Origin of the sequence: Streptomyces sp. NPDC049813 (assembly GCF_044465085.1) — a bacterium.
Lineage (GTDB): Bacteria > Actinomycetota > Actinomycetes > Streptomycetales > Streptomycetaceae > Streptomyces.
In genome coordinates, this window is the sequence record NZ_JBITLI010000014.1 from 158,174 (window position 1) to 185,160 (window position 26,987).

The 26,987-nt window shown below is 73.9% G+C and carries 26 protein-coding genes and 1 pseudogene; 12 read left to right on the top strand and 15 right to left on the bottom strand.

Going from position 1 to position 26,987, the window contains the following annotated elements:
- Window positions 1-64: 64 nt before the first annotated feature.
- Entirely contained in the window at window positions 65-1,153 is a 1,089-nt protein-coding gene (locus tag ACIBW6_RS26650) for a Gfo/Idh/MocA family protein (protein ID WP_399063833.1), read from the bottom strand.
- Complete coding sequence (locus tag ACIBW6_RS26655) at window positions 1,138-1,830, bottom strand: ThuA domain-containing protein (RefSeq protein WP_399063835.1); 693 nt, start codon at window positions 1,828-1,830, stop codon at window positions 1,138-1,140. Before ACIBW6_RS26655 ends, ACIBW6_RS26650 begins: the two co-directional genes overlap by 16 nt.
- 196 nt (window positions 1,831-2,026) lie before the next feature.
- Here ACIBW6_RS26655 and ACIBW6_RS26660 point away from each other — a divergent pair, with 196 nt between their 5' ends.
- Entirely contained in the window at window positions 2,027-2,215 is a 189-nt protein-coding gene (locus ACIBW6_RS26660; protein ID WP_399063837.1) for a hypothetical protein, read from the top strand.
- A gap of 153 nt (window positions 2,216-2,368) precedes the next feature.
- On the top strand, window positions 2,369-3,394 hold the full coding sequence (locus ACIBW6_RS26665; protein WP_399063839.1) for a DNA topoisomerase IB: 1,026 nt from the start codon (window positions 2,369-2,371) through the stop codon (window positions 3,392-3,394).
- A 72-nt stretch (window positions 3,395-3,466) separates the two neighbouring features.
- Here ACIBW6_RS26665 and ACIBW6_RS26670 read toward each other — a convergent pair whose 3' ends face one another.
- On the bottom strand, window positions 3,467-3,682 hold the full coding sequence (locus ACIBW6_RS26670; protein WP_399063971.1) for a hypothetical protein: 216 nt from the start codon (window positions 3,680-3,682) through the stop codon (window positions 3,467-3,469).
- Between the two features lie 394 nt (window positions 3,683-4,076).
- On the opposite strand from ACIBW6_RS26670, the gene ACIBW6_RS26675 reads away from it, so the two are divergent.
- The 3 genes from ACIBW6_RS26675 (at window position 4,077) to ACIBW6_RS26685 (ending at window position 8,207) form a co-directional block, all read left to right on the top strand.
- A complete protein-coding gene (locus ACIBW6_RS26675; RefSeq protein ID WP_399063841.1) occupies window positions 4,077-5,198 on the top strand; it encodes an endonuclease/exonuclease/phosphatase family protein in 1,122 nt (373 codons plus the stop codon).
- A 214-nt stretch (window positions 5,199-5,412) separates the two neighbouring features.
- Window positions 5,413-7,620 (top strand): FlgD immunoglobulin-like domain containing protein, encoded by a 2,208-nt coding sequence (locus ACIBW6_RS26680; protein ID WP_399063843.1) that lies wholly within the window; start codon window positions 5,413-5,415, stop codon window positions 7,618-7,620.
- 137 nt (window positions 7,621-7,757) lie between these two features.
- Window positions 7,758-8,207, top strand: a complete 450-nt coding sequence (locus ACIBW6_RS26685) for a spore-associated protein (protein ID WP_399063845.1) — start codon at window positions 7,758-7,760, stop codon at window positions 8,205-8,207.
- 94 nt (window positions 8,208-8,301) lie between these two features.
- Here the strand turns inward: ACIBW6_RS26685 and ACIBW6_RS26690 are convergent, their stop codons facing one another.
- The 7 genes from ACIBW6_RS26690 to ACIBW6_RS26720 form a co-directional block, all read right to left on the bottom strand.
- Entirely contained in the window at window positions 8,302-9,075 is a 774-nt protein-coding gene (locus tag ACIBW6_RS26690; protein ID WP_399063847.1) for an enoyl-CoA hydratase/isomerase family protein, read from the bottom strand.
- Complete coding sequence (locus tag ACIBW6_RS26695; RefSeq protein ID WP_399063849.1) at window positions 9,072-10,319, bottom strand: cytochrome P450; 1,248 nt, start codon at window positions 10,317-10,319, stop codon at window positions 9,072-9,074. Before ACIBW6_RS26695 ends, ACIBW6_RS26690 begins: the two co-directional genes overlap by 4 nt.
- Window positions 10,320-10,412: 93 nt before the next feature.
- Window positions 10,413-11,801 carry a cytochrome P450 gene (locus ACIBW6_RS26700; RefSeq protein WP_399063851.1) on the bottom strand — a complete coding sequence of 463 codons (1,389 nt, stop codon included), beginning with the start codon at window positions 11,799-11,801 and terminating at the stop codon, window positions 10,413-10,415.
- A 10-nt stretch (window positions 11,802-11,811) separates the two neighbouring features.
- Complete coding sequence (locus tag ACIBW6_RS26705; protein WP_399063853.1) at window positions 11,812-12,372, bottom strand: GTP-binding protein; 561 nt, start codon at window positions 12,370-12,372, stop codon at window positions 11,812-11,814.
- A 3-nt stretch (window positions 12,373-12,375) separates the two neighbouring features.
- Window positions 12,376-12,759, bottom strand: a complete 384-nt coding sequence (locus tag ACIBW6_RS26710; RefSeq protein WP_399063855.1) for a DUF742 domain-containing protein — start codon at window positions 12,757-12,759, stop codon at window positions 12,376-12,378.
- Window positions 12,752-13,597, bottom strand: a complete 846-nt coding sequence (locus tag ACIBW6_RS26715) for a roadblock/LC7 domain-containing protein (RefSeq protein WP_399063857.1) — start codon at window positions 13,595-13,597, stop codon at window positions 12,752-12,754. The genes ACIBW6_RS26710 and ACIBW6_RS26715 overlap by 8 nt, the downstream gene beginning before the upstream one ends.
- On the bottom strand, window positions 13,594-14,823 hold the full coding sequence (locus tag ACIBW6_RS26720) for an ATP-binding protein (RefSeq protein ID WP_399063859.1): 1,230 nt from the start codon (window positions 14,821-14,823) through the stop codon (window positions 13,594-13,596). Before ACIBW6_RS26720 ends, ACIBW6_RS26715 begins: the two co-directional genes overlap by 4 nt.
- Window positions 14,824-15,494: 671 nt before the next feature.
- Here ACIBW6_RS26720 and ACIBW6_RS26725 point away from each other — a divergent pair.
- A complete protein-coding gene (locus ACIBW6_RS26725) occupies window positions 15,495-16,484 on the top strand; it encodes an NAD-dependent epimerase/dehydratase family protein (protein WP_399063860.1) in 990 nt (329 codons plus the stop codon).
- Between the two features lie 84 nt (window positions 16,485-16,568).
- On the opposite strand, the gene ACIBW6_RS26730 is transcribed toward ACIBW6_RS26725, so the two are convergent.
- Window positions 16,569-17,681 (bottom strand): sensor histidine kinase, encoded by a 1,113-nt coding sequence (locus tag ACIBW6_RS26730; protein ID WP_399063861.1) that lies wholly within the window; start codon window positions 17,679-17,681, stop codon window positions 16,569-16,571.
- 610 nt (window positions 17,682-18,291) lie between these two features.
- Window positions 18,292-19,008: pseudogene (locus tag ACIBW6_RS26735) on the bottom strand (response regulator transcription factor); the annotation flags it as partial.
- A gap of 115 nt (window positions 19,009-19,123) precedes the next feature.
- Here ACIBW6_RS26735 and ACIBW6_RS26740 point away from each other — a divergent pair.
- The 3 genes from ACIBW6_RS26740 to ACIBW6_RS26750 are packed head-to-tail and all read left to right on the top strand — an operon-like array spanning window position 19,124 to window position 21,281.
- Window positions 19,124-19,891, top strand: a complete 768-nt coding sequence (locus ACIBW6_RS26740) for a glycosyltransferase family 2 protein (protein WP_399063863.1) — start codon at window positions 19,124-19,126, stop codon at window positions 19,889-19,891.
- Entirely contained in the window at window positions 19,888-20,517 is a 630-nt protein-coding gene (locus ACIBW6_RS26745; protein ID WP_399063865.1) for a DUF2064 domain-containing protein, read from the top strand. The genes ACIBW6_RS26740 and ACIBW6_RS26745 overlap by 4 nt, the downstream gene beginning before the upstream one ends.
- Entirely contained in the window at window positions 20,514-21,281 is a 768-nt protein-coding gene (locus tag ACIBW6_RS26750) for a class I SAM-dependent methyltransferase (RefSeq protein ID WP_399063867.1), read from the top strand. The genes ACIBW6_RS26745 and ACIBW6_RS26750 overlap by 4 nt, the downstream gene beginning before the upstream one ends.
- Window positions 21,282-21,637: 356 nt before the next feature.
- On the opposite strand, the gene ACIBW6_RS26755 is transcribed toward ACIBW6_RS26750, so the two are convergent.
- Window positions 21,638-22,966: a molybdopterin-dependent oxidoreductase gene (locus tag ACIBW6_RS26755; RefSeq protein ID WP_399063869.1), complete on the bottom strand. Its 1,329-nt coding sequence runs from the start codon at window positions 22,964-22,966 to the stop codon at window positions 21,638-21,640.
- 116 nt (window positions 22,967-23,082) lie between these two features.
- On the opposite strand from ACIBW6_RS26755, the gene ACIBW6_RS26760 reads away from it, so the two are divergent.
- From ACIBW6_RS26760 to ACIBW6_RS26770, 3 genes are all read left to right on the top strand, one after another.
- Complete coding sequence (locus ACIBW6_RS26760) at window positions 23,083-24,519, top strand: hypothetical protein (protein WP_399063973.1); 1,437 nt, start codon at window positions 23,083-23,085, stop codon at window positions 24,517-24,519.
- 159 nt (window positions 24,520-24,678) lie between these two features.
- Complete coding sequence (locus tag ACIBW6_RS26765) at window positions 24,679-25,059, top strand: tautomerase family protein (RefSeq protein ID WP_399063871.1); 381 nt, start codon at window positions 24,679-24,681, stop codon at window positions 25,057-25,059.
- Between the two features lie 146 nt (window positions 25,060-25,205).
- Window positions 25,206-25,982 (top strand): polysaccharide deacetylase family protein, encoded by a 777-nt coding sequence (locus tag ACIBW6_RS26770; protein WP_399063872.1) that lies wholly within the window; start codon window positions 25,206-25,208, stop codon window positions 25,980-25,982.
- On the opposite strand, the gene ACIBW6_RS26775 is transcribed toward ACIBW6_RS26770, so the two are convergent.
- Window positions 25,942-26,370 carry a DUF2809 domain-containing protein gene (locus tag ACIBW6_RS26775; protein WP_399063874.1) on the bottom strand — a complete coding sequence of 143 codons (429 nt, stop codon included), beginning with the start codon at window positions 26,368-26,370 and terminating at the stop codon, window positions 25,942-25,944. The two genes, ACIBW6_RS26770 and ACIBW6_RS26775, sit on opposite strands and share 41 nt — an antisense overlap.
- Before the next feature lie 59 nt (window positions 26,371-26,429).
- Complete coding sequence (locus tag ACIBW6_RS26780; protein ID WP_399063875.1) at window positions 26,430-26,981, bottom strand: hypothetical protein; 552 nt, start codon at window positions 26,979-26,981, stop codon at window positions 26,430-26,432.
- Window positions 26,982-26,987: the final 6 nt, after the last annotated feature.

A 26,987-nucleotide genomic window follows, 5' to 3' on the forward strand; every position in this document is an offset into this window, starting at 1 on the left:
GACGAGGGCGTCGCGGGGAGGTCGGCGGCGGGGAGTACGGGGGCAGCCGGATCGTGGGCCGAGGTCAGCGGGGGTCCAGGGGGACCGGGGCCGGGCGGGGGGTCGTGGTGGTGAGGGGGATCGCTCGGGCTTCGGTCGCGGCCGTCAGTACCGCTTGCATCACCTCCAGGACGTGGAAGGCGAGCGTGCCCTGGGCCCGGCCCGCCGTCGGGTCGCCGGCGAAGGCGCCGGACCAGAGGAGGTCGGCGAGGCCGTAGCCGCGGGCCGCCTGTCGGTAGCCCGCAGAGACCGGGAGCACCTCCCAGCCCCCGCCCGTGTCGAGGCGGACGTCACCGCTGAACAGGTTCGGGTCCGGCACGGCCAGCGATCCGTCGGTGCCGTGGACCTCGATGGGCGCGGCGTGGGTCGACACGGCGTCGAAGCTCATCAGCAGGGTCGAGATGGCACCCGAGGCGTGCACCAGCGCGCCGGTGACGTGGGTCGGGGTCGCCACCGGGATGCGGTGGCCCGCGCGGGGCCCGGTCGCGATGACGCGTTCGCCGCGCAGGGCGCTGGCCGCGCCCGTGACGCTGACGACCGGGCCCAGCAGGGTCACCAGCGTCGTCAGGTAGTAGGGCCCCATGTCGAAGAGCGGGCCGCCGCCCGGCTGGTAGTAGAAGTCCGGCGCCGGGTGCCAGCGTTCGTGGCCGGGCGTCACCATCGTGGCCGTGGCGCTGACGGGCCTGCCGATGGCGCCCCCGTCGATCGCGGCACGGGCCGTCTGGACTCCGGTGCCGAGCACGGTGTCGGGCGCACAGCCGAGGACCACCCCGGCGGCGGCCGCGGCGTCGAGCATGCCGCGGGCCCCCTCCACCGTGGCCGCCAGCGGCTTCTCCACGTACACCGCCTTGCCCGCGCCGATCGTCGCCAGCGAGGTGTCGGCGTGCGCGGCGGGGACGGTGAGGTTCAGGACGGCGTCGATGTCGTCGCGGCGCAGCAGCTGCGCCACCGTCGTCGCGGTGGCACCGCAGGCGTCCGCCGTGGCGGCGGCGCGCGCGGCGTCGAGGTCGGCGACCGCGACGAGCGCGAGGTCGTCGAGCCGGCCGATGGTCTCCAGGTACTGCCCGCTGATGGTCCCGGCGCCGATGAGTCCGATGGTCAGCGGGCTGCCCACAGCATCCCCCGCTCGATGATCGTCCGTACGTTCGGGTCCTGGAGCGTCTCCACGCGGTGGCCCGGCGTGCAGGCGAAGACGCGTCCCTCGCCCCATCGGCGGGTCCACACCGCCGGGCAGGTGTGCGGCCGGTGCCAGGGGGCCCAGGGGCGGGCCGGCAGCGTCGTCGTGGCCAGGACGTCGAGGAGCCCGTCGGTGAGGACCCAGTACTGCTCGGTGACGAGGTCGAAGCTCTCGATGCCCGCGGTGACGGGGTGTTCGGCGGCCGAGGGGAGGATGTCGATGCGGTGCGGCAGGTAGTTGTCGCACTGCTCGCCCGTCCGCAGGTCCGGTTCCTTGCCCGGGTGGTGGGCGAACTGCGCGCCCACCAGGTGCAGATACTCCGCGTCGGCACGGTAGGCGTCGACGATGCCGCCGTGCCACCCGGCGAGGCCGGTGCCCGCCTCGATCGCCGCCCGCAGGCCGCGGACCTCCGCCCGCTCGATCGTCGACATGGTCATGCACTGCACCACCAGGTCGGTGGCGGCCATCCGGTCCGCGTCCGCGTAGACGGCCGGGGAGTCGAAGACCTCGTAGGTGAAGCCGTTGCGGGTGAGATGGGGAAGGAACAAGTCAGTGGCGGCCTCGGGCTGGTGTCCGTCCCAGCCGCCCCGCACGATGATCGCTCGCTTGGTCATAAGAGGTGAGACTTTCGCACCGGGGTGGTTCGCGGTAGACCGCCGTCACGCCGGACCGGCCCGCGACTCCCCCGGCACCCGGCCGTTCCGCCACGCGCCGCGGGCGGCACGGACGGTGTGGGTGGCGCGGGCAGCGCGGGGCCCGTCCGGCGCACCCGGGTCGCGCGACGGCCGGGCCCGCCGTTAAACCAGAGCTATGACCGACAGCCAAGAAGAGGTCCACCGCCCCGGCGAGATCGTCCCCGCCTCGGGGATCTACGAGTGCGACTGCCAGGAGCACCACGGCTACAGCACCGACGTGCGCGGCCACCGTTTCCCGCCCCCGCCCGAGGGGTGCACGGGCCACGGGTGGCGGCTCAAGGACGCCGCGCACCCCGACTCCTGACGCCGCCGCGCAGGGGTCGCCTCGGCGCAGGCCCGCCCACCGGCCGAGCTGCCGTACCGCTCGGCCCGCGCCGCGACCCCGTCCACACCCGCGGACTGCGCCGAACGCGGCACTCCCAGGTCTGACCCGGGGCTCTACGGGAACCCCTGGAACATGCACGAGAATCGGCGGCTGCGGACGAGTCACCTCGACAGACCGGGGATCACCCGGGTCCGTTCGGGAAGCGGCTTCCGCTACAAGGACGCCTCGGGCCGCCCGATCACCGACCCCGCGGAGAAGGAGCGGCTGCGCGCCCTCGTCATCCCTCCCGCCTGGCAGGACGTCTGGATCTGCCCCTGGCCGAACGGGCACCTGCAGGCCGTCGGCACCGACGCCGCGGGCAGGCGCCAGTACCTGTACCACCCGCGGTTCCGGGAGCATCAGGAACAGGCGAAGCACGATCACGTGCTGGAGGTCGCCCGCGCGCTGCCCGACGTACGCGCACAGGTGACCGAGGACCTCGCGCGCCGCGGGCTCTGCAGGGAACGTGTCCTCGCCTGCGCCGTCCGCCTGCTCGACCTGGGCTTCTTCCGCATCGGCAACGAGTCCTACCGGCGGGACAACGGCACGTACGGACTGACCACCCTGCTGAAGGAACACGCCTCCTGCCGGTCGGGCGAGGTCTGCCTCACGTATCCGGCGAAGTACTCCAAGACGCAGACCCGCGCGCTCATCGACCCGCCCGCGTGCAAGGTGCTGCGCACGCTGATGCGCCGCGGCGGCGAGAGCCCGCGCCTCTTCGCCTACTGGCAGGGCGGCTCCTGGCACGAGCTGAGCGCCACCGAACTCAACGAATACCTGCGCGACAGCGCGGGCCGCGACATCAGCGCGAAGGACTTCCGCACCTGGCACGCCACCGTGCTCGCCGCGGTCGCCCTCGCGGTCTCCGCGCGGGTCGCGAAGGAGTCCCGTACCGCGCGCAAGGGTGCCGTCACGCGGGCGGTCCGCGAGGTCAGCGCGTACCTCGGCAACACGCCCGCCGTCTGCCGGGCCTCGTACATCAACCCCCGGGTCGTCGAACTCTTCGAGGAGGGCCGTACGATCGCGGACTCGCTGGAGGAGCTGGGCGACGGCGCCGCGTTCGGCCACCCGGCGACCCAGGGCCCCATCGAGGAGGCGGTCCTGCGGCTCCTGGCGTGACGGGCCCCGCCGGTCCGCGACGCGCACGGGCGGCATGGCCCACGAAGACCCGGCCCCGGCCCGGGCGGGACGTCACGCCACGGCCAGCCCGTCCAGTTTCCCCGCCTTCGCCTCCTCGACCAGCGACGCGAACTGGTCGGCGCTCATCTGCACGCGCTGACCGAAGTCGTCGGTGATCACGATGCGGCGCTCGTCCGCCGCCCCCGGGTCGACGAACAACTGCGGGCAGCCGCAGTCGCACTTCCCGCAGAACGTGGCCACCTCTTGCAGGCCGGTCAGGCCGGTCAGGCTTGCCGGACCGGCCTGACCGGTCGAGGCCGTCACGTCAGTCACGTCGGTCATGGTCGGGCTCCCTCGAGACAGGTACGGACTGTTGTGCCCCGGACATACCCCTCCGCGTCGGCCGGAACGCCACCGCGCGGCGGCCGCCGGGAGCACGCCCGGCGCGACGGCGGGCGCGTCGCGCCCCACGTGCATCCACCGCCTTGGCCGCCCGGGAACTCCCGGGCTCCCTTAGCGATGCGCGGGCCACCGGCAGCCCGCGCGGTCCAGGTGACGGCGCGTCACCAACGACCAGGGCACACGGCACATTCCTGGCCCCGGGCCGCGAGGGCGGACCTGTCGTCGGCGTATCGGAATCCGCATACGCTCCGGCAACGCGACGGCGCCTTCACTGACCGACATGACTGCTACCCGGACGCCCGCACGGACGACGCCCCGCCCGCACCGCCGACTGCTGCTCGGGCCGCGGCGGCCCGAGGACGGCCGGTTCCGTCGCCCTCGCACCCCTGCCGGACCCGAGCCCGAGTCTCAGCCGGGAGCAGGCCCGGGGCCGGGGCGCGGCCCGTGGCGACGCGGCCCGCTGCTCGTGGCGGCGGCCCTGACGCTCGCGCTGCTCCTGCTCGCGCACGCGTGGATCCCGGACGCGGGCGGCCTCGGCAGCCTGGTGGAGACGTTCCTGCCGTGGTGCGGCGGGTTCGTCCCGGTGCTGCTCGCCGCCGCGGCGTGGCGCCGCTCCGCCTCGGCGGCGCTCGCGCTGCTGCTGCCGCTCGCGGCGTGGCTGCACCTCTTCGGCGGGCTGCTGGGCGACCGTTCGCAGGCAGGCGGCGACCTCACCCTGGTGAGCCACAACGTGGCAGCCGCGAACCCCGATCCGGCCGCCACCGCCCGCACGATGGCCGCATCGGGCGCCGACATCCTGGCGCTGGAGGAGCTGTCCGAGCAGGCCGCGGGAGTGTACGAGAAGGGCCTCGCGGCGGCGTACCCCTACCACGCGGTCCTGGGCACGGTCGGCGTGTGGAGCAAGCTGCCGCTGTCCCGCACCGAGCCGGTCGACCTCCAGCAGGACGTCGGACGGCTGGGCGCGCGCAAGCCGGCCGCGGCCAAGCTGGCCGAGGCCCGGGCGCTGCGGACCACGGTGGCCACACGGCAGGGACCGCTGACGGTGTACGTGGCGCACCTGGGCTCCGTACGGGTCACCCCCGCGGCGGGCTTCTGGACGGAGTCGCGGGACCGGAACGCGCGGGCGCTCGGCGCAGCGCTCGCCGCCGAACGGAGTGAGCGGGTGGTGCTGCTCGGTGATCTGAACGGCACGGTGGACGACGGCGCGCTCGACGGCATCACCACCCGGCTGACCTCGGCCCAGGACGCGGCCGGTGCGGGCTTCGGCTTCAGCTGGCCGCGGTCCTTCCCGGTGGCGCGGATCGACCACATCCTGGTCCGCGGTGTGGAGCCGACGCGCGCGTGGCTGCTGCCGGCCACCGCCAGCGACCACCTGCCGGTGGCGGCGGAGATCGCCTGGTGACGCCGGGCGCGGATACGGGTCACCCAGGCCCCACTGCGCCCCCCGTCCCGCGCTTCCCTCTTCCCGCATCCCGCATCCCGCATCCCGCCACCCGCTACTCCCAACCGACACCACCCGTTCACCCCGCCTTCCGGTGCCCGTCCGCCGAGGTGGCTTGCATGAGCGCGAACGCGCGGCGTGCTTGTCCGCGTCGTCACCGGGAGGGAACACACACGTGAGTCGTGCACGAAGACTTGGCGTCCTGGCCGTCAGCGGAGCGCTGGCCCTGTCGTACGCCGCGACGACGGTGCCCGCGCAGGCCGCCGACGGGCCCGTCGCCGCCACGCAGTTGAGCATGGTCCAGCCGACCGAGGTGCGCTACCTGTGGGCGGGCGCCTCCGGGCTGCGCTACTGGCTGCCCGAGAGCGGTTCGACCCAGCCGCACTGGCTGGACTACGCGGGGGTCACGCCGCCCGCGCACGCCGGACCGGACGCCCTGGCGACCGGCACGGACGTGGTCTCCTCCCGGGGCGAGGGCGTCGTCACGCAAGCGCACCGGGGCACCGGCGTCACCGCCACGGTCACGCTGCCCGCCGGGCAGACCTACCTGAACGCCGTCGGCTGGAGCGTGCTCACCAAGGACGCCGCCGGCGCGCTGCATGTCCTGCGGGCGCAGGGCGACGGCACGACGCGGGACGTACCGGTCACCGGTCTGCCCTCGGGCGCCGAACTCACCGGTTCCGTCACCACCAGCGGTTCCGTCCGGTACCTCGCCGTGGGGTACCGCCTGGACGGCGCGGTGTCGACCGGGCTCGTCGACCTCGCCGACGGCACGCTCGGCGTCACGCTCGCCGGATCGACCGCCGTGACCTACAACGACCGCTGGCTGGTCGTCAGCAACCGGGCCCTGCGCACCGATACCGCGCCCGGCACCGCGCCGACCACGGTGACGCCCCTCGGCTCGGCGCTCGCGGTCGTCGGCGACCAGCTGCTGAGCGGGAACGCGACGGTCCTGCCCGCCGGGCAGGAGCCCGTGCTCCAGGCCACCTCGCTGACCACCGGGGACCGCCGCACCGTCCTGGCGAACTCGTCCGGGTCCATCGCGCCCAGCCTCGACGGCGGCGCGCTCGCCCCGGCCGGGCCGGACAGCACCGAATGGAACGTGCACCGGATCACCGCCACCGCCGACGGCGGCGTCACCACCGAGCGGGTGCTGAACCTGCCCGCGCACAGGGCGACCGTCGACGGCCTGATGCTGGCGGGCGGCGAGCTGCTCCTCCAGGGCAACCCCACGCACAACGGCGGCTACGACGCCGTCTACGCGATCCCGCTCGACCGCGACGGCAGACCCACTGGGCGGCAGAGCTACCGGGCTTCGCTCCTCAACGCCTCGCCGTGTCTGGGCGGGGACGCGGCCTGCCCGCAGCTGGAGGCGCTGGGCGACGGCCGGTTCGCGTACCTGTCGACGGACCCGGACAGTACGGAGGCCGTGCACACCGCCAACAGCCGGACCTCGTTCTCCTCCGCGGCCACCGGGTCGACCGCGGGCCGCATCGGCACGGGCAGCGGCCGCTACGTCCTCTACAACGGCGGCAGCCCGGCCGTGCAGAAGGTCGGGGACTTCGCGCGCGGGGCCGGCGGGTCCGTCGCGCTCAGCCGCACCCGGACCGCCGCCGCGATCTGGGGCCAGCGGCTGTGGATACCGGGCAGCACACAGGGCAGTGTCGTCGCCTACGACCTGAAGGCGAAGAAGAACGTGGCGACCGTCGAGACGGGCGCCCCGTGCACTGCGAGCGAGCTCCAGGCGGTCAACGCCTGGCTGTACTGGTCCTGCGGCAGCGCGGGCCCGGCCGGCGTGTACGACCGCGCCACCGGCCGTGCCATCCCGGTCCCCTCCGGTCAGGCCCGGCTCGCCGACGGCTACCTGGTGCGTGAGGACCGCACCGCCCACACGCTGCTGCTCACGGACTTCCACACCGGTACGGCGACCACGCGCACCGTGGCCCGGCTGCCCGCGGTGGACGAGAACACCGGTGGCAACACCGGGCGCTGGACCGTGGACCGGTTCGGCGGCAACCTCGCCCACCTCACCGAGGACGGGCGGGTGGCGCTGGTCACCGCGGGCGTGCCCACGTCGGCGCTGGCCCAGATGGAGGCGCAGACCGACGCGGTCCCCGGGCCGACGGCCGGCGCGCCCTGGCAGCCGGTGTGGCAGCTCAACAAGCCCGCCGCCTGGAAGCTGACGCTGGCCGACGGCGGTGGCACGGTCGTGCGCACGCTGACCGGGTCCGCCACGGCGGCGGCGGTCCGCGCGTCCTGGGACGGCCTCGGGGAGAACGGCCGCCGGGTCGCCCGGGGCACGTACACCTGGCAGCTCACCGGTACGCCCCGCGACGGCACGGGCCCCGATCTGTCCGTGTCCGGGACGACGACGGTGGACTGACCGGGCCGTCCTGTAAAGGGATTCCCGGCCACAGCGGCATATCTCGGCCACTTCACCGGCGACACAACAACCGTTGTGGCGTCCGGGCTGTCACACCAAGCAGGAGGAAGCACTCCAAGACCAACAAGGGGGAAATAATGCGATTCAGCCGATCTCTTCTCTCGCTGGGCGCGGTGGCGGCCCTGACGGCCGGCTCCACGGCCGTCCTGGCGTCACCGGCTTCCGCCGCACCCAACACCACGCCGCAGAAGGTCTGCGGGAGTGCCTACAAGACCGTCAACTCCGCGCCGGTCGGCTCGCTCGGCACGGTCTACCTCACCTACAACTCCGCCAACGGCCGCAACTGTGTCGCCACCATCCGCAGCAGCCCGGGGGCCGGGGTCGATATGTCGACCTGGGTGTACGTGCCGGACACGGACCAGGGCGACTCGGACTACGGCACGTACACCTCGTACGCGGGGCCGGCGTCCGTGTACGGCAAGGCGCACTGCGTCGACTGGGGCGGCAGCATCAAGAACGTGTACGTCTCGGTGTACGGCTCCAACTGCGCCGCGCTGCGGGAGCACCGGGTCACCACCGTCCGCTGACCACGACGGTGGCACGCACCAGGTGATGCAGGCACGTGTGGCCCGCTCCGGAGAGCTCCGGAGCGGGCCACACGTGTCGAACCCGCGGAGCGAGTCAGTGGGCGCGCACCACCTGCGCGGCGAGCAGGTGCGCGTCGAGCAGGGTGATGTCGGCGGTGCGGTCGGCGCGGGAGTACGCGGCGAGCATGCGCCGGGTCGTGAGCAGGGCCTCGGGCGAGCGTCTGACCAGGGGCCGGGTCCAGGTGGCGACGGTCCGCTCCAGCGCCTCGGCCGGGGCGACCTTGTGCAGGAGCGCGAGCCGGTGCGCGGTGGCGGCGTCGAACGTGTCGCAGGTGAGCATGAGTTCGCGGATCCGGGCGGCGCCGGCCTCCGAGACGAGGCGGCCCATGGCGCCGCCCCAGGCCGGGGGCAGACCGACACCGACCTCCGGCATGCGGAAGGTGCAGGTGTCCGCGCCCGCGCGCAGGTCGCAGTAGGCGGCGAGCGCGAGGCCCGCACCGATGACCCTGCCGTGGAGCTGGGCGATGGTGACCGCGTGGGTGCTCTCCAGCGCCTGGCAGACGCGGTGGGCCTTGTCCGCGATACGGCGCAGGGCGGCGCCGGTCGGGTCCGCCGCCATCGCCGCCCGGAACTCGGTGCGGTCGGCCCCCAGGCAGAAGTCCGCGCCCATCGAGGAGAGCACCAGGACGCGGATGCCGGGGTGGTCGTGGAGTTCGTCCAGGACGGCGATGAGGTCGTCGAGGACGGCGACGCTCAAGGTGTCGTCGCCTGCGGTGGGGTTGAGACGGACGTGCAGGACCGCCCCGTCCTGTTCGACGAGGACCGCCTTGCGGGGCTGCGCGGAGAAGAAACGATTCGGCTCGATCATGCGAAGGCAACGTCCAGATTCAACGGGCGCCGGAACGCCACACGGGGCGCCCAGGACGGCAGACGTACGAGGGTGAGGCGGGGCAGGCGCTGGACCAGGCGGTGCAGCAGGGTCTGGGCCTCGAGCCGGGCCAGCGGGGCGCCGAGGCAGTAGTGGATGCCCCCGCTGAAGGCGAGGTGGGCGGGGCGGCGCAGCGGGTCGAACCGGTCGGGGTCGGGGTGCCTGGCCGGATCGCGGTGGGCCGCCGCCACCATGAGGTGGACCATCTCGTCCCGGGCCACCTCGACCGCGCCCAGGACCGTGTCCCTGGCGGCGACCCGGCTGATCACATGGGTGGGCGGGTCGTAGCGCAGCGACTCCTCGACGAAGGCGGGGACGAGGTCGGGGCAGGTCGTGAGGAGGTCCCACCGCTCCGGGCTCTCGACGAGGCGCAGTGCCATCGTTGTCAGCAGGGTCGAGGTGGTCTCCAGGGCCGCGAGGACGACGAACAGGGCCAGCAGGTAGACCTGTTCGTCGGCCTCGGCCCGGTCCGGCTCGATCGCGTCCCACGCCCGTATCCACCGCGAGACGGGGTCCTCGCCCGGCCGGGCACGCCGGTCGCGGACCAGCTCGACGAAGTAGGAGCGCAGTTCGGCGGTGGCGGCGTCCGAGCGCGCGAGCTGGGTGGCGGACGGCAGTAATTCCTGGGTGAAGACCTGCTCGTGGGTGAGGGTGCGCAGGCGCGGCCAGTCCGCGGCGGGCAGCCCGAGCCAGTGTCCGACGGTCGCGACGGGCAGCTCTTCGCTGACGAGGGTCGCGAAGTCGGCCTCGCCCGCGTGCACCTGCTCGACCAGGGTGTCCAGGAGCCGGTCGGTCACGGTCTCGACGGCCCGGCCGAGCCGCTGGACGGTGGAGCGATCGAGGCCGCCGGCGGCCCGGCGCACCAGGGTGTGGTCCGGGGGGTTGAGGGCCGGGAGGGTCTTGCCCATCTCCCGCGAGGAGGACGCGTTCCAGCGCGTGCCCGCCCCCTGCCGTTCTCGCCAGCGCGCGTCGGGTTCGAGCCACTCCCGACTTCGCAGGACCTGGTCGCAGACGTCGTAGTCCGTGACGAGGGACCCGCCCCAGGGGGCGGGGCTGACCCCTCCCCTGGCGGCGAGCTCGGCGTAGACGGGGAACGGGTCGGCCTGCCCGCGGGCTGTTCGCAGTCGCGAGAAGAGTGAGACGGCGGCCCTGCGGTCGTAGGGCTGGGTGGAGAGGACTCCCATGGCGATGGCTCCTTCCTGCGCATCAGCCGCCATGGATACCCAGCAGATCGTTGCAGCATCCAATAACTCTCCGCTTTCACGGAGTTACCTGGATCACTCGCCCCGCGTCCATGAGAGGAATCGGCTGAAGAGACCCCCTTTGCGCTGCCTCGGAGCGGCGGCACCGGTGTCGACCTGGTGGTTCCGTGCCAGCAGGGCGTCCGCCGGAACGGCCTTCGGCTGGGAAGCGGAACCGGTTGGGGACGGCCCGGGATCGCCTGCCGCAAAGGGCATCGTTCGCGGAGTGAAACGGACCGGGAGCGACACCAGCGAGCGGCTCCACGGCGACGGCACCCAGGCGAGGGCCGCGAACGGCCGGCTCAGCTCGACGTCCGGCAGCCGCTTCAGGAGGGACTCGACGGCCGTGACGGCGATCATGAACGCCGGGTCCTTGGCGGGGCAGCCGTGCGGTCCGGCACCGAAGCCCAGGTGCGCCTTGGCGCTGAGCTGTTCGCGGTGGACGCTCAGCTTGGGATCGGTGTTGGCCGCGGCGAAGGAGATCAGCACCGGGTCGTTGGCCCGGATGACCCGCCCGCCCAGCTCGACGTCGTGCGTCGGGTAGTGCGCCGCGTAGTTGGCGATCGGCGCGTAGTTCCACAGGGTCTGGGAGACGGCGCCCTCGACGGGCAGGCCCGCCTGCCACTCCTCGCCCAGGTACAGCGCGCTGCTGGTGCCGATGGTGGCCGCGAGCGGGGCCGTGCCGCCGGAGAGCAGGGTGACGAGCTGGTGCAGCACCTCCTCGTCGCTGAGTCCGGCCGGGTGCTGCATCAGACGGGTCGTCACATCGGCGCCGGGGCGCCGGTGCTTGAGGGCTATCAGCTCGCTGAGTGCGCCGCCCAGGACCTCGTCGGCGCCGGGGGTGCCCTCGAAGATGCCGCTGATGCCGGAGATCACGCGGTCGCCGATCTCCGGCGGGCAGCCGAACATGTGGCTGAAGACGAGCAGCGGCAGCGGCTGGGCGTAGGCCGACATGAGGTCCGCCTGGCCGCCGGGCTCGGAGCTGAACTGGCTGATCAGGTAGTCGGCGGACTGCTGGGTCAGCCGGACGAGCTGGCGTTCGTCGACGGTGGCGAGGCTGTCGGTGACGACCTGGCGCAGCCGGGCGTGCGCCGCGCCGTCGCTGAACAGCGCGTTCGGCCGGTAGCCCATCATCGGCAGGGCCGGGCTGTCGGCCGGGACGCGTCCCTCGTTCAGCGCGTTCCAGCGCCGGGAGTCGCGGACGAAGGAGGCCGGGTTGTGCAGGATGTGCAGGGCCGCGTCGTAGCTGGTGACCAGCTCGACCTCGACGTCCGGGGCGATGTCCACCGGCGCGCTGGGCCCGGCCGCGCGCAGGTGTGCGTAGTGCCCGTCGGGGTCGGCGCCGAACGAGGGGCCGTACAGGCGCAGGTTCTCGTGCGCGGGGCAGCCCGGTGGGACGGGCGAGGTGTCGGAGGGCTGGTGCATGCGAGGGCTCCTAGGCGAGCAGGGACATGAGGTGCTGCACGAGGGTGATGAGTGCCTGCGCCGCGGACTGCTCGTCGCGGACGTCGCACCGCACGACCGGGGTCTCCGGCGAGAGGTTCAGGGCCTCGTGGATCTCGTCGAGCGGGTAGTCGACGGTGCCGTCGAAGTGGTTGACGCCGATCGCGTACGTCAGGCCGAACCGCTCCACGAGGTCGAGGACGGGGAACGACTCGTCGAGGCGCTCGGGGTCGACGAGGACCAGCGCGCCCAGCGCGCCGCGCGACAGTTCCTCCCACATCTCCTTGAAGCGCTCCTGCCCGGGCGTGCCGAACAGGTAGAGGACGAGGCTGTCGCTGAGGCTGAGGCGGCCGAAGTCCATGGCCACGGTGGTGGTCGTCTTGTCCGGCGTGCCCGAGAGGTCGTCGAAGCCGACACTGGCCTCGGTGATCTCCTCCTCGGTGCGCAGCGGCTCGATCTCGGAGAGGGCGCCGATGCAGGTGGTCTTACCGACCCCGAAGTGGCCCACTATGAGGATCTTCACCGCATGGGAGACGTCTGGATCCAGGTACAAGAGTCACGCTCCGAATCGGTTCTTCAGGCCGTCGAGGACGGCGCTGACCAGTTCCCTGTCGACGCGTTCGGCGCGCGGTATGGGTTTTCTGACGAGGATCAGGCCGCCTTCCTCCAGCTGCGCCAGCAGGATGCGCACGACGCCCAGCGGCAGGTGGGTGTGGCCGGCCACTTCCGCCACGGAGAGGAAGCCGTGGGCGACCAGGTCGATGACCGTGCGTGCTTCCGGGGAGAGCGCTCGCACGGAGGCGTCGGTGTCGCGGGCGGCCGTCACCATGGCGGTGTGTTCGTACTGGTGGTCCGGGGGCAGGGCGCGCCCGTTCGTGATCACGAAGAGGGGCACTAAGGGGGAGGTCAGCTCGGGCCCCTCGTCCGGGTCCTCAGACATCAGCGGCTCCCCCGGCGGGCGCGGACCGCGCGGTCAGTTCCGGTACGGCCTCGTGCAGCCGGGTGGTGAACTCCTCGATGTCGCAGTCGTGTTCGGCCGCCGCGGCGAGGAAGGCCCGGTCACCGGCGGCGATCAGGAAGATCCAGCCGTGCGAGAACTCGATGACGGTCTGCCGCCACGCCGGGTCCTCGACCGCGCCCGCGAACTGGGCGGTCACCCTGCTGTAGGCGTGGATGCCCGTCATCGCGGCGGAGATGGTGTCCGCCAGGTCGCGCGGCACCCCGGCGGTCGCCCCGATGGGCAGCCCGTCACCGCCCAGGAGTACGGCGTGCCGGGCGCCCGGCACGTCGGCCACCGCCCGGTCCAGGGCGGGCAGCACGAACCCCGATCCGTCCGCGGCGCCCTGGCGGGGCGGCTCACCGGGGCCGCCCGCCACGGCCGCGTCCGCCTGGACCCGGGGGGCCGAGGTGAGGTTGTTGCCGAGGCGGGCCACCAGCCGGTGCATGCGGAAGGAGATCTGCTGCATGTCCACGTCGGGCTCGGCCGCGGCGGCGAGGTAGGCGCCCTGGCCGGCTCCGATGAGGAAGATCCAGCCGTGCGCGAACTCGATGACCGTCTGGCTCCACTGCCCGTCCTTCGCGCTGCCGGCGAAGTGGGCGGTGGCCCGGCTGAGGGACTGCATGCCGGCCATCGCGGCGGCGATGGTGCCGAGGTCCTTCTGGTCCAGGCCCTCGGTCGCGCCGCGGGGCAGGCCGTCGGCGGAGAGCAGGACGGCGTGCCGCGCCCGGGGCACGTTCTGCACGATGTCCTGGAGCATCCAGGACAGGTCTGAGGTCATTCGTCTTCGGACCCTTCGGCCGGCGCTGTGTCGAGGTTGCGGCCCGACATCGTTCCCCGCTGGAAGGCACCCAGGCCGCGGCCCGAGGTGCGCGGCGCCGGTGCGGCGGCCGGGGTGGCGGGCCGGGGGGCGGCGGTGTCGGTCACGCTCGCGACCGGCGACTGGCGCGCCCCCCTCTTCGGCAGGCCGTGCACCGTGCGCTTGGTCGGCGCCGCGGGGCGCGTCTCCTCCGCGGTGGTCCGCGGCTCGGGCTGCCGGATGGGGCTGACGGCCGCCTCCTTGGCCTGCGGCGGGGCGGCCTCGGTCTGCGGCGGCGTCTCCTCCATGGTCCACAGCTCCTCGGGCAGCAGCACGACGGCCCGGACGCCGCCGTACCGGGAGACTCCGGTGACGTCCACCTTGAAGCCGTACTGACGGGCGATCAGTCCGATGACGGGGAAACCGAACTTGGGCTGGTTGCCGAGCTGCGACAGGCGGGGGACATCGTTGCCGGAGAGCAGTTCCGTGGCGCGCTGGCGGTCCTCGTCGCTCATGCTGACGCCCGCGTCGTCGATGACGATGCACAGGTTGTTCTGGATGCGCTGGAACGTCACCTCGATCGGTGCGTCCTGCTGGGAGAAGCTGGCAGCGTTGTCAAGGAGTTCGGCGACGGCGAGGGCGACCGGGGCGACCGCGGAGGCCTTCAGCGCGAGGCCGGTCTGCTGCATGATGGCGACCCGGTTGAAGTTGCGGATCTGGCCCTGGGCGCTGCGCACCACGTCGTAGACGCTGGCGGGCCTGGCGCGGCGGCCGAGCGGTGCGCCGCACATCACGGCGATGCCCTGCGCCTTGCGCGCCATCTGGGCGTTGGCGTGGTTGACGTCCAGGAGGTCGCTGAGGACGGCGTGGCCTCCGTAGCGCCGCTGGATGCCGTCCAGCAGCGTGGTCTGCTCGGCCGCCAGGCTCTGCAGGAAACTGGCGGCGCCCTTGAGGACCGCCTTGGTGTTCTCCTCCGCTGCTTCCTTCGCTTCGAGGATGGCGCCGTCGCGCTCGTCCCAGATTCGCTGCAGCTCGACGCGGGATACGTGCAACTGGCTGTTGAGGGTGCTCAACTGCTGCCGCAGCTCGGCTTCCGCCTGCCGCTTCTTCGCCGCGAGGGCCCTGCTGCGGGCGGTGAGGGCCACGACGGCGGCGATGGATATCGCCGTGATCGCAACCAGGCACCACACAAGTGCGTCTCGTGTCATGGAAACCTTTCTCGGCGCATGGCCTGCAGTGAGCGACAGATGCACTTCGTCAGGGCCCGCGACACGGCCCAGGCCCCTCGCCCGGAGGGCGAGGCACACCCGGTGGCGCCTCGCAAGGAGGCGCGCGGGACGAGTGGATCAAGATCGCGGATGCCGGGATGCTATCACCGTGATCACCCCTCAGATTCCGCGCCGACAGGCCGCCTTGGGCCGCGCACGCGACCCTGTGACGGTGTCGGCCGCGCGGCTGCGAGGCGGGGGTGGAGCCCTCGTCCGCGGGTGGCACGATGAGCGGTGATGTCCGGATTTCAACGACACGTCGGCGCCTGTCGGACCGGCCTGCGCGGCAGGTGAAGTTCTGACGAACAGCCCATGGCGGACGGCCGCGGGCCGGTGCGGGCCGTCGCGGGGGTTGCCCGCCCTCTGCTTTTCGGCCAGACAAGCAGCGGAAGTTGGCCAGAAGTACAGCGTTGTATACGCATGCCGCGGCGGCTGCGGCTCGCCCACGAAGGCGAACGGCGGCGCGTCGACGTAGCGCAGGCGCGCGGCGTCAAGCTGACGTGAGCGGGCCGCGGCCGTCCTGGCCGCCGAGGCGGCCGGCCCGCTTACGGAACTCTGACGCGCGGGCTCGTAGCCACGCGAAAGGGCCGGTGGGGGCCTAGCGTGGTGGCATGCGTGTACTGGTCACCGGCGGTGCCGGGTTCATCGGGTCCCATGTTGTCGAGGCGCTCACGGAGCGCGGGCACGAGGCCGTCGTCTTCGACGTGCGCGAGGACCCGGGCGCCGACGTCCGTGATCCGGCATCGGTCGCGCGGGCGCTGGCCGGAGTGGACGCCGTGTGCCATCAGGCGGCCATGGTCGGACTCGGCGACGGGGTCGCCGACGCGGCGGAGTACGTCTCGCGCAACGACCTGGGGACGGCCGTACTGGTGGCCGCGATGGACCGGGCGGGTGTGCGCCGCCTCGCGCTGGCCGGGTCGATGGTCGTCTACGGAGAGGGGCGCTACGAGTGCCCGCGGCACGGGGTCGTGCGGCCGGGCCCGCGCGCCGCCGCCGACCTGGACGCCGGGCGGTTCGAGCCCACGTGTCCCTCGTGCGGCGCGGAGTTGGCGCCCGGCGTCGTCGGGGAGGACGCGCCGACCGACCCGCGCAACGTGTATGCCACGACCAAGCTGGCGCAGGAACATTTGGTGGCGGCCTGGGCGCGCACCACGGGCGGCGTGGGGGTGTCGCTGCGCTACCACAACGTGTACGGGCCCCGGATGCCCCGGGACACCCCGTACGCGGGCGTCGCCTCCTTCTTCCGCTCCGCGCTCGCCCGCGGGGAGGCCCCGCGGGTCTTCGAGGACGGGCGGCAGCGCCGTGACTTCGTCCATGTACGGGACGTGGCGGCGGCCAACGTGTGCGCCCTGGAGGCGGACGCGGCACCGGGAGCGCTGACGGTGTACAACGCGGGCAGCGGGACGCCGCACACCGTCGGCGAGATGGCGCGGGCGCTCGCTGCCGCGTGCGGGGGGCCGGAGCCGGTGGTCACCGGGGAGTTCCGGCTCGGGGACGTCCGGCACATCACGGCGGACTCGTCGCGGCTGCGGGACGAACTGGGGTGGCGGCCGGAGGTCTCCTTCGCGGAGGGGATGCGGGAGTTCGCGGGCGAGCGGTAGCCGGGTCCGGCCGCTGCGGACGAGCGGTGACAGGGGCCGACCGCTGCGGACGAGCGGTAGCGGGGGCGACCGCTGCCCGCCGCGCTACGTCGCCGCGGGCAGCGTCACCTCGAAGCGGCAGCCGCCCGGGATGTTGCGGACCGTCGCCCGGCCGCGGTGGGCCTCCACGATGCCGCGGACGATGGCGAGGCCGAGCCCGGCCCCTGCGGGCGGGGTCCGGGCGTGCGAGCCCCGCCAGCCGGTGTCGAAGACCCGGGGCAGGTCCTCCTCGGGGATGCCGCCGCAGCCGTCCGTGACGGAGACGACGACGCTGCCCTCGGGGGCGCGCTCCACGGCGACGGCGACGGTGCCGTCGGCCGGGGTGCGGCGGATCGCGTTGATGAGGAGGTTGCCGAGGACACGGCTCATCTCCTTGCCGTCCACCTCGACCGGTACGGGTTCCACGTCGTCGCCGACGAGCCGCACCCCGTGCTCGCGGGCGAGCGGGTCCACCCCGGCGAGGGCGTCCCCGACGAGGTCGTAGAGGGACAGGCGGGCCGGGCTCAGCGGGAGCGCCCCCGCGTGGATGCGGGAGAGCTCGAAGAGGTCGCCGACCATGTCGTTGAGGCGGTCCACCTCCGTGCGCATCTGGGTGAGATAGCGGCCTGGGTCGGCGGCCACCCCGTCCTCCAGCGCCTCGGCCATCGCGCGCAGGCCCGCGAGGGGCGTGCGCAGATCGTGCGAGATCCAGGCGACGAGTTCACGCCGGGACGTCTCCAGGGCGCGTTCGCGTTCGCGGGAGGCGGTGAGGCGGGCGCTGGTGGCCGCCAGTTCGCGGCTGACGGCCTCCAGTTCGGCGGTGGCCGGGGCGGGCGGGGCGGCGAAGGTGCCGCCGTCCCCGAACGAGCGGGCGGCGTCGGCGAGTTCGCGGCTGCGCGCGACGACGCGGCGGCCCAGGAGGAGGGCCGTGGCGAGCGAGACCGCGGCCGCCATCGCGACGACCGTCGTCACGACCTTGAGGTCGTGCGGCGACAGGAACATCGCCCAGGCCACCGCGAGGGTGCCCGCGAGCATCGCGACGACGCCCACCGCGGAGACGACGGCGAGCGAGGCGGTCAGGGAGCGCCGGCGGAGCAGGCGCAGCACGGCCGCCCCGGCCAGGCCCGAGGCGGCGGCGCCCGCGAAGGCGTACGCGGCGATGAGGAAGTAGACGTGCATGCGCTCAGACCCCCCACGCCGCGGAGGCCCCGCCGGCCGTCCCCGGGGCCCCCGGCCCGGATGCCGATCGCCGGCCGACCGGGATGCCCGCACCCGGCAGCGCGGCCACGTCGGACATGACCCTCCGACCGAACAGCGGCTCGGGGCCCGACCCCGGCCCGACCACCCCAGACACGGGTCCCGGCACCGGGCCGACCGCCCCAGACTCCCGCCCCGCACCGGACCGCGCGCCCGCAGGGCCCGCGCCCCGCAGCCCAGACCGCAGCTCGTAGCCAGGTAGCTCAGGCTCGACCGCCGAACCGGACGACTCGGGCTCGGCCCCCGGCCCCGGCCACCCGGACTCCGGCACCGGGCCGACCGCCCCAGACCCCCGCCCCGCACCCGACCGCGCGCCCGCAGGATCCGCGCCCCGCTGCCCAGACCGCGGCTCATGGCCGGGTGGCTCAGGCTCGGCCGCCGAACCGGACGACTCGGGCTCGGCCCCCCGCCCCGGCCACCCGGACTCCGGCCCCGCACCAGCCCGCCCGGATTCCTGCCCCGCACCGGAGCGCGCGCCCCCCGGCCCGGACACCGCCTCGGGCCCCCTCTCCGGAGGCGACGGTGTCGCGTCCGGTTCGAAGCGGTAGCCGACGCCCCAGACCGTCTGGATCAGGCGAGGGCGCGCGGGGTCGGACTCGATCTTGCCGCGGAGGCGGCGGATGTGGACCGTGACGGTCGACAGGTCACCGAACTCCCAGCCCCACACCTCACGCATCAGGTCCTCGCGGCTGTGCGCGCGTCCGGGGTGGCGCAGGAAGTAGGCGAGGAGGTCGAACTCCCTGAGGGTGAGGGCCAGTTCGGTGCCGTCGCGAGTGGCGCGGCGGGCCGCGGGGTGGACCGTGAGGCCCGCCGCGCACACCGGGCGGTGGTCGGTGCCGGGGCGGACGCGGCGCAGCACTGACTCCACGCGCAGGACCAGTTCGCGGGGGCTGAACGGCTTGGTGACGTAGTCGTCGGCGCCGACCTCGAGGCCGAGGACGCGGTCCTCCTCGTCGCCGCGCGCGGTGAGCATGATGACCGGCACGGGGCCGTGGGCGCGTATCCGCCGGCAGACCTCCAGGCCGTCCATCCCGGGCAGCATCAGGTCGAGCACCACCAGGTCGGGCCGGTGGGCGGCGGCGAGGGCCAGGGCGGCGGGGCCGTCGGCGGCACGGTCGACGACATGACCGGCCCGCTCCAGGTAACCGGTGACGACCTCGGCGACCGTGGGGTCGTCATCGACGACCAGGACCCGGGCCGCCCCCGGGGAGGGAGCGGCGCCCGCGGGCTCGTATGACTGCTGCTGCATCCCCCCAGCGTGGCATCCCGGCCCCCGTCACCGCGGACTCCGGGGCGGGCGCGGACACGGACGTCCTTGTTTCGTAAGGAGCACCTGCCCGGAATGTCGGTTTCTCGCTCGTAGGGTGTCAGCTGTGACAAAGCCACCCCCCGCGGTCGACGTGATCCTGCCCTGTCTGGACGAGGCCGAGGCCCTGCCCTGGGTCCTCGAACGGATCCCTCCCGGCTGGCGCGCGCTCGTCGTCGACAACGGTTCCACCGACGGCTCGGCCGGCCTGGCCCGGAGCCTGGGCGCGTACGTCGTGCACGAACCGCGGCGCGGCTTCGGCGCGGCGTGCCGGGCGGGGCTCGCGGCGGCCACGGCCGACATCGTCTGCTTCTGCGACTGCGACGCCTCGCTCGACCCGCGCCGCCTGCTCCCCTTCGTCGACGAGGTGCGCGCCGGCACGTCCGATCTGGTGCTCGGCCGGCGCCGCCCGGCGGGTCCCGGCGTCTGGCCGGTCCACGCCCGCGTCGGCAACCTCGCCCTGTCCCGGATGGTGCGCCGCAGGACCGGCGTCCCGCTGCACGATCTCGGCCCGCTGCGCGCCGCCCGCCGCGAGGCGCTGCTCGGCCTCGGCCTGACCGACACGCGCAGCGGTTACCCGTTGCAGATGGTGGTGCGGGCGGCCGACGCCGGGTGGCGGATCGCCGAGCACGACGTGCCCTATCTGCCCCGGTCCGGGGCGTCGAAGGTGACGGGGACGTGGCGCGGCACCTGGCACGCGGTGCGCGACATGCGCCGGGTGCTGGCGGAGCCGCCCCGGCCCGGCCCCGTACCCACACCGGCCGCCCCACAGACCGTCACACCGGCCCCCACGGCGGCCACCACGCCGAAGGGACGTGTCCGGTGACCACACTGCTCGTCATCGCCAAGGAGCCGCGGCCGGGCCGGGTCAAGACCCGGCTGACCCCGCCGTTCACGCCCGAACAGGCCGCCGCGCTCGCCGAGGCCGCGCTCACGGACACCCTGCTGGCCGTCGCCGCCACCCCGGCCGACCGGCGTGTCCTCGTCCTCGACGGCAGCCCGGGCCCCTGGCTGCCGCCGGGCTTCGACGTCGTACCGCAGTGCGCGGGCGGGCTCGACGAGCGGCTCGCCGCCGCCTTCGCGCTCTGCACGGGACCCGCGCTGCTCATCGGCATGGACACCCCGCAGGTCACGCCCGAGCTGCTGCGCATGAGTCCTGAGGACCGCGACGGCTACGACGCCTGGTTCGGCCCCGCGCGGGACGGCGGCTTCTGGGCACTCGGCCTGGCCGAGCCCGACCCGGCGCTGCTGCGCGGCGTACCGATGTCGACGGCGCGGACCGGCGCCGTGCAGCGGGCGCGCCTGACCGGCGCCGGGCTTCGGGTCCGCGATCTGCCGCCGCTGCGTGACGTCGACACCGCCGAGGACGCGCGGGAGGTCGCCGCACTCGTCCCGCGGAGCCGGTTCGCCGCGTGCCTGGCCCGCTGTACGCCGGCGGTGGTGAGCCGATGAGCGCGCCGGTCACCACCGCACCCTGGGCGAGCGCCGATCCGTACGCGCTCGCCCTGCGCGCGGGCCGCGGCCCGCTGTTCCTGCGCCGCGCCGACGGCTGGCTGCTGCCCCTGGACGTGGAGCGCTGGTGCGCGCGGGCCGACGCGGTGGACCGCGCGGTCCTCGACCGGTGCGAGGGCGCGGTCCTGGACGTGGGGTGCGGTCCGGGCCGGCTGGTGGCCGAGCTGGCCGGGCGCGGCCACGCCGTTCTCGGCATCGACGTCAGCGAGGCGGCCGTCGACCGGACCGAGCGGCTCGGCGGCCCGGCGCTGTGCCGCTCCGTCTTCGAGCCGCTGCCCGGTGAGGGCCGCTGGGGCAGCGTCCTGCTCATGGACGGCAACATCGGTATCGGCGGCGACCCCGGCGCCCTGCTCGGCCGGATCGCCGGGCTCCTCGCCCCCGGCGGCCTGCTGCTGGCCGAGACCGCGCCGCAGGACGTCGACGAACACACCCAGGTGCAGGTCGTCGACGTGACCCGCGACGCCCACGGCGGCCGCCCCTTCCCGTGGGCGCGGCTCGGCACCGAGGCCCTGCTGCGGCACGCGGACCGCGCGGGCCTCGCGCCCGTCGCTCAGTGGACGGCCGGCGGGCGGCGTTTCGCCGCCCTTCGTTCGCGCAGCACCGATGCCGCGAGCAGCACGGCCGAGCCGCCGAACAGCCCGGCCGTGATCAGCAGCCAGTGGGGCAGGAACCCCGACGCCGACAGGCCCGTGGCCGACCGGTAACGCGCGTCCATGGCCCCGCTGATCAGCGGGAACCAGACGAGCAGCAGCAGGAGGGAGAGCGCGGCGGGCACCCGGACGTGACCGGCCCGGCCGCGCCACCCGGCGGCTCCCAGCCCCGCGAGCAGCAGCCGGTCGGCGGCCGAGTACAGCGGGACCAGGACGAGGTCGTGCAGCAGCGCCGCCCCCACCACCCACAGCGCCACCCCGAACCAGTCGTCGGACAGCAGCCGTACGCCCGCGTAGGCGGCGAGCGCGAACGAGCAGACCAGCAGGGCGAGGGAGAAGGGGCTGCCGAGCGGCAGGCCGCGCGCGCCCCGCATGGGCTTCTTGGGCGTGATGGTCTTGTTTCGCACAGGTCAGAGCCTTCCGAACGTCATGCGGGCCACCCACTTGGTGTTGAGCACGCCCGGTGCGGCCGGCACGATGACGCGGGCCGGGTAGCCGTGGTCGGCCGACAGCGGCGCGCCGTTGACGTGCAGGGCGAGCAGGGAGCGCGGGTCGGCGACCTGATTGGAGCGGAGCGCGGCGTGCCGGAACGCGCCGTGCCGCTGGAGCGATTCCACGAACACGTCCGGCGCCCGTCCCTCATGGCCGACCAGTGCGGCCAGGTCGCGCAGCCGCACCCCGCGCCACTCCTGGTCGGACGTCGACCACCCTTCGACGCAGGCGATCGGCAACCGGGCGGTGTGCGCCGGGAGCCGGCCGAGCTCCGCGCGGCTGAGCCGGACCGTCCCGGTGGGCCCGGTGACGACCAGGCGCCAGGCGTCCTCGCCGGTCTCCGCCGCGCGGATGCCCGCGTACGAGGCGGTCTTGTTGATCTGGAAGCCGTTCGGCCCCGGGCCGGGTTCCACGCCGCCGTGCGGGGCGAGCAGCGCCGTGCCGCGCAGCGCGTCGAAGCTGTGCCCGGCCGTCGTGGCGAACAGCAGCAGCGATCCGCCGCCGACGAAGGCCAGTGCGCCGCGCCGGGAGACGGACGGCGGATCGGGACAGGGCGCCACCAGGGTGCGCGCCGTACCGTCCGGGCCGCCCGCGCCACCGTGCGGGCCGCCGGCCTCTTCGTGGGCCCCGGTCTCGTCCCCGTACGCACCGTCCCCCGCGACTTCCGGTTCGCCCCTGCGCATACGGCGTACGTTGCGCATCGCGGCCGGGACCTTGAGCGCCGCGTGGGAGACGAACGCGGCGATGAAGACCCAGGCTCCGTAGAAGTGGAGCGGATAGAAGGAGCCGGGGAAGAGGTAGTCGAGCTGGACGTTGAGCACCCCGGTGGTGAACTCGAACAGGCCGCCGCCGACCAGCAGGAGCAGCGAGAGCCGTTCCAGCGCGTGGGTGACGGAGCGGACCGGCGGCAGCTCGAACAGCCGGGGCACCACCGACCACAGCTTGGCCAGCAGCACGGGGATCAGCGTGACGCCGAGCGTGACGTGCACGCCCTGGGTCAGCCGGTACAGCCAGTGCGGGTCCGTCGGCCAGTCGAAGAGGTAGAAGCCGAGCAGGCCCTTGTCCGGGGTCTTGTCGTTCACCGCGGCCAGGTCCGGGTTGTAGGCGGCGTAGGAGAGCAGTCCGGTCACGAACAGCACCGTCACGCCGACGAGCAGGACCAGGCCGAGGACCGAGGTGAACGCCGGTCCCCGCAGCGGGCTGCGCCAGAAAGCGGGGGAGGTGGGAGAGCGGGGGATGTCGCGCATGCTAGGACCGTAGGACGGCAGGGCCCCGCAATCGGGTCTACGAACCATGACGAAACGCTGACGTCCGGCCCGGCAGACCCGGTCGGCGGCACCTCCCGGCATAGCGTCGACCTGTGATCCGCACCGACACCACTCCAGCCGGCACCGGCCCCGGCACAGACACCGACCCCGGCGACGGCGACGGCACCCGCCGCAGGGCCGGCCGCCGGGACCTGTACGCCGTCGCCGGGGCCGCCCTGCTCGTCCTGGCGGCCGTCGTCGTCGGGCGGCACATCGAGCACACCCGGCACACGCTGCACGTCGGCTGGCCGCCGCTGTACTCCAACTGGCTGCCGCACACCGGGCCCGGCACCCCCGCCGCGCTCGCCCTCGCGCTCCTGACCGTGGCGTACGGCCCCCGGCTCGCGGCCGCGCTGCCTTGGCGGCCCCTGCTCGCCGTGGCCTGGGCGGGTGCGAGCGCCTGGATCCTCGCGCTCGCGCTCGTCGACGGCTGGCACCGCGGCATCGCGGTGCGGCTCACCACCAAGTACGAGTACTTGCGGGTCATCGACCGCTTCCAGGACATCCCGGGGACGCTGCGGACGTACACCCGGCACATCCTCATCGACTCCCCCGACCACTGGCCCGCGCACACGGCGGGCCATCCCCCGGCGGCGCCGCTCACGTTCGTGCTGCTCGACCGGGTCGGTCTGGGCGGCGGCGGGTGGGCGGGCATGTGGTGCATCCTCGTCGGCGCGACCGCGGCCACCGCCGTACTGGTCGCCGTCCGCGCGCTCGCGTCGGAGGAACTGGCACGGCGCGCCGCCCCGTTCCTGGTCCTCGCGCCCGCCGCGGTGTGGATGGGCGCCTCGGCAGACGCCTACTTCGCGGCGGTCGCCGCGTGGGCCGTGGCACTGCTCGCCCTCGCGGTGACGGGGCGCGCGGTGGGGTGGGCGGCGGGGGCGGGGCTGTTGTTCGGCCTGACCTGCTATCTGTCCTACGGGCTCACGCTCATGGCCGTCGTCGCGGTGACGGTCCTCTTCCTCGGCCGGCACCACGTCCGGCGGCGCCCGGCGGCCCTGGCGCTGCTCCTGCTCGCCGGTTTCGCGGTGGTCCCGACCGCGTTCACGCTCGCCGGGTTCAACTGGTGGGAGGCGTACCGCCTGTTGACCACGCGCTACTACCAGGGGGCGGGCGGGATCCGCCCCTACTCCTACTGGGTGTGGGCCAATCTCGCCTGCACCGTCCTGATCGCCGGCCCGGCGACCGTGGCGGGCCTGCGCCGGGCCGTCGCGCTCCTGCTGCCGCGCCCCGGCGCGGACGGCCCCCGCCTGCGCCTGCCCCGCCCCGACGAGCCGCGTACGCGGCTGGCGTTGCTGGTCACGGCCGCCCTGGCGGCGCTGCTGATCGCCGACCTCTCGGGCATGAGCAAGGCCGAGACGGAACGCATCTGGCTCCCCTTCACCATGTGGCTCCTCGCGGCCGGCGCCTTCCTCCCCCGCCCCCGCGCCTGGCTCGCCGCCCAGGCGGTGCTGGCCCTGGCCCTCAACCACTTGCTGCTGACGGGGTGGTGACCCCTCGACGCTCACAGGCACAGGGCGCGGACACAGGGCGCGGGCAGAGGCGTCCCACTGTACCTACTAGTATGTATGTTCCCCATCGATCGGCGAGGGGAGGGTTGGCCGTGGGCGTTGCCGACGGCAGGACTCCTGTCGCCAGAAGGGCTGCTTCCTGTGCCATTCGTCCGCATCGACGTGCTGCGTATGCCGCAAGCCGAGCTCGCCGCCGTCGCCGACGCCGTCCAACAGGCCCTCACCGAGGCCATCGGCATCCCGCCCGAGGACCGCTTCCAGATCCTGACCAATCACGACGGCGTCTCCGGGACACTCCGTCACGGCACCTACCTGGAGGTCCCGCGCGACGACGGCATCGTCTACATCGACATCGCCCTGCGCCGGGGCAGGACCGAGGAGCAGAAACGGCACCTGTACGCCCAGGTGTGCCAACGCCTTTCGGAACACACGCAGGTTGCACCGCACAACGTCTTCATCGTGCTGCACGAGAACGGCGAGGCCGACTGGTCGCTGGGCCATGGACGAGCGCAGTACCTGTAGGCGCGCCCGCGGCGCGGTTGTCCGTGGTCCTTCCCGGGATTGTCCGTGATCTGTAACGGACGCAGCCTCCCGGCCCGGTGTCCCGTCCTCACAGGTGGTCGCGGGGCGACCGGCGGATCGCGGGGACAGCACGCAAAGGGGCGGACATGGCGCGGCACAGCGGTGGGCAGGGCTGGTACGGCAAGGTCGTGGGAGCGGCGCTCGGTGTGACCCTGCTGGCCACCGGGGCCTCGATATGGACCGCGCAGGCCGGTGTCGCGGACGGCGCGTCGGCCGCGGCGGCCACCCCGGCCGCGGACGGCGACGAGCAGGCCGCGAAGGTCGCGGCGACCATCGCCCACGCCTCGCAGGCGGGGCCGCACGGGGTGAACCTCACGATCGACGACGGCCCCGACCCGGTGTGGACCCCGCAAGTCCTCGACGTGTTGCGGCAGTACGGAGTGAAGGCCACCTTCTGCATGGTGGGCACGCAGGCCGCGGCCCACCCGGACCTGGTGAAGAAGGTGGTGGCCGCGGGCCACCGGCTGTGCGACCACACCGTGGCGCACGACACCGCCATGGACAAGGCTTCCCGGACCTACCAGTCCCAGCAGATCCTCGATGCCGAACGCATGATCACGAAGGCGTCCGGCGGGATCCGGCCGATGTATTACCGGGCGCCGGGCGGGGCGTTCACCCCGTACAGCCGGAAGCTCGCCGCGTCCCGGGGCATGCGCCCGCTCGGCTGGAACGTGGACACCAAGGACTTCGAGCGGCCGGGCACCGCGGCCATCGTCGCCACGGTCCGGCGCGAGCTGCCCAACGGCCCGACCCTCCTCTTCCACGACGCGGGCGGCGACCGCACGCAGACCGTCGCGGCGTTGCGGCAACTCCTGCCCCGGCTCAAGGCAGAGGGTCACACCTTTGGATTTCCTGTGCGGTGACGGGCGCCGCGGGACCCGTCGCACATCCGACACCACGGCCGGCGGCGCGGGCCCGCCCGGGAAGGGCGAACCACCAGGCCAGCGCCGCTCCCACCACGTACCAGAAGAGGTCCGGGGCGTTGAACGTCGCGCCCAGGAGCGGCTGGAGCACCCTCGGGACCCCGGCGATCTGCAGGAACTCGACCGCCCAGCTGAAGGCGAGGGCGAGGCCGGCCGCCACGGCGGGGCGCAGCCGCGGCGCCGCCACGACCACGAGGGCGCACACCAGCACCGTATAGAGCGCGTCTCCCCCGTACTTCGCCACGTCGCCGCCGGTCCACGCCCGGACACCGAGGCCTGCCGCGACGGTCACGGCCGCGCCGGCGAACGCCCACCCTCGTCTGCTCATCCCGGCACCTTAAGCGGAGCCGGCAACCGGCTCGTCCCGCAGGGCCCCACGGCAGGGCGTCACGGTCGCGGCGGTACCGGAGTGCCCGCCGCCGCGGTGTCACGTTCGGTGCGCAGAGCCTCCCGCATGGTGCGCAGCCGGTGCGTCTGCAAGTTGCTCATGTAGATCATCCAGCCGATGAACACCACGGTGAGGACCGAGAAGCCGATGGTCTGGCGCGTGCCCGCGGTGAAGGCCGTCCCGACCGTGACCGCCACGAACATGAACGCCAGCAGGGCGAGCATGGTCTTGCGGTGCCGTGCCCGGTGCAGGCGCTGTTCGACCAGGTCGTGCATCGCCTGCCGTTCCCGCGGGTCGGTCGGCGGCTCGCCCCGGCGCAGCCGCTGGTCGAGCGAGACGAGCCCGTCGGCGCCGCCGGCGGCGCGCTTCTCCTTGCGGCGCATCGCCAGCGTCACGCTCAGCCCGCCCAGCGAGAGCACCAGTACCCGGCCCAGCACGGCGATGAACGAGCGTCCCGGGTAGAGCAGTTGGATCAGTCCTGCGCCCAGAAGCACCGACAGCGCGTAGGTCGCCCACAGGTGCTTGGTCAGAAAAGTGTTGACGCGTTCCATGCCCCG